The sequence below is a fragment of the Vibrio sp. V03_P4A6T147 genome (assembly GCF_002241085.1).
GTDB lineage: Bacteria > Pseudomonadota > Gammaproteobacteria > Enterobacterales > Vibrionaceae > Vibrio > Vibrio anguillarum.
This window is the reverse complement of record NZ_NDIO01000295.1, coordinates 1-2,147: the sequence shown is the minus strand read 5'-3', so window position 1 is coordinate 2,147 and position 2,147 is coordinate 1. Positions and strand designations below refer to the sequence as shown.

The 2,147-nt window shown below is 41.9% G+C and carries 1 protein-coding gene and 1 pseudogene; both read right to left on the bottom strand.

What is annotated here, in order from left to right; translation table 11 throughout:
- Nucleotides 1-48: 48 nt before the first annotated feature.
- Nucleotides 49-501: pseudogene (locus B9J84_RS11615) on the bottom strand (serine dehydratase beta chain); the annotation flags it as partial.
- A gap of 101 nt (nt 502-602) precedes the next feature.
- Complete coding sequence (locus tag B9J84_RS11610; RefSeq protein WP_017047579.1) at nt 603-1,856, bottom strand: aromatic amino acid transport family protein; 1,254 nt, start codon at nt 1,854-1,856, stop codon at nt 603-605.
- Nucleotides 1,857-2,147: the final 291 nt, after the last annotated feature.

Below are 2,147 nucleotides of genomic sequence, written 5' to 3'. Positions count from 1 at the left end.
TAGTAAGTGTGAGTTGTGTATATGATACAAGGATTAGGTTGAATGGAAGAGGAAGCCGCCGCCGATAGAGTAGTAGGTTTTTGAGTAAACGACTTCATCATCGATCCACGCGTGGATCTGCATGCCGTTTTCGTGCAAGGATAAATTCGTTTTGTGGAAATTCATTCCACCTTCTTTAGGAAACGATACGGTATGACAGTGCATACCAACGGGAAGACGCTCGGTTTCTTCAACGCGTGCGATAAAGCCTGGAATAGCATCGATATCAACTTTCTCAGGGGTATTACCAGCAAGACCCATGATGATAGCGATATCTGTGTGGTGACCTTTCCCTGTCAGTGATAATGAACCATAAACGTCCACGGTGATTTTAGTGATGTCGCGCAATTTTCCCATTGAACGTAAATCATCAATAAACTCTTTACCCGCTTTCATCGGTCCCACTGTGTGTGAGCTTGAAGGACCAACACCGATTTTATAGATATCAAATACACTAATCATATCGATTACCTCAAAAGTAAGCCCCCCTAGCTAAGAGGGAGGCTCATTATTATAGTTATGTTCTGTATGCAGTATTCATGACGGTTGATATAACCACCAGATTAAAGAGCGCCGTAGATTACAGAAGTAATAGCAGCAAGACCACAGATAGTTGTGAAAATCTGTACTGGTGCTGAAGTCTTGAACTTCGCCATTGCAGGGATCTTGTGCATTGCAAATACAGGCAGCAGGAACAAGATGCCAGCAATCATCGGTGCGCCCATGGTTTCAATCATGCCTAGGATGCTTGGGTTTACAATCGTTACGATCCAAGTTGTCAACACGATGAAGATCAGTGACATTTTTTCAATCTTGCTTACTGAGCTATTTGAGCGAGATTTAATCAAACCAACTAGGCCTTCATGTGCCCCTAAAAAGTGACCAAAGTAGCTAGAGGTAATCGCTGCAAAGGCAACAAGAGGACCCATGTAAGAGATGATTGGTGATTCATGGATGTTTGCTAGGTAAGAAAGCACAGAAATGTTTTGCTCTTTTGCTAACGCGAGTTGCTCTGGCGACAGAGACAGCACAACAGAGAACACGAAGAACATCACAAAACCCATCAGCATCATGGCCGAGCCACCAGTGATCATATCGGTTTTCTTAACCGCGTTGTCACCATGTTGTAGGCGTTGCTCTTTAGAGAACTGGCTAATGATTGGGCTGTGGTTGAATGAAAACACAATGATAGGAATTGCAAGCCAAACGATGGTTGGCATCGCAGACCAATCAGGTGCGACTTCAATCATAGAGGTGTTCCACTCTGGAATAAGGTAGAAAGAAAGTGCTAATAAAATGAAAACCAATGGATACACCATGGCAGACGTTGCTTTTAGCATCAGCTCTTTACCAAATACTACGCCAGCCGTCATTGCCACAATCAGCGCACCAGAAAGTAACCAACGAGGAATCGATTCCATGCCAACTTGGTTAACAAGGAAGGAATCAACGGTGTTTGTGATACCAACGCCGTAGATAAGAACGATAGGGTAGATGGCGAAAAAGTATGCGAACGTAATAAGGTTTGCGCCAGTTTTACCAAAATGCTCTTCTACTGTGTCAGTAATATCAGAATCAACATTTTTTGAAGAAAGAACAAAGCGAGCTAAGCCTTTATGTGCGAACCAAGTCATTGGCGCCGCAATTAGGGCTAACATTACTAATGGCCAAAAACCACCCGCACCAGCTTTAATTGGAAGGAAAAGTACACCGGCACCAACGGCTGTACCAAAAAGTGAAAGACACCAAGTGAAATCTTTATAAGTCCACTTGCTAGAGGATTGTACGGCAGATGCCGACGAAGTTGTTGTGTTCATATTGTATTACTCATTTTTGGGAACAGGAAATAAGTCGAGCGCATTTTGCATAATTTTCTCATTCGAAAACTAGATCTAAATCATGTAACGTTCTGGCTTATTGAATGATATGTCAAAAACCCATTTTTGATCACGAAAATGGCGTGCTACATGTGAGTAATGTTAATGATTTGGATTAGTAAAAGTTATCAATATAATGCTTCGATTAACATTTATTCATGCCAAACGTTTGCTTTTGGGCGGGATAAGGAAAAATAATCATCCGTGTTATTTAAACTTATGGTTGAATAG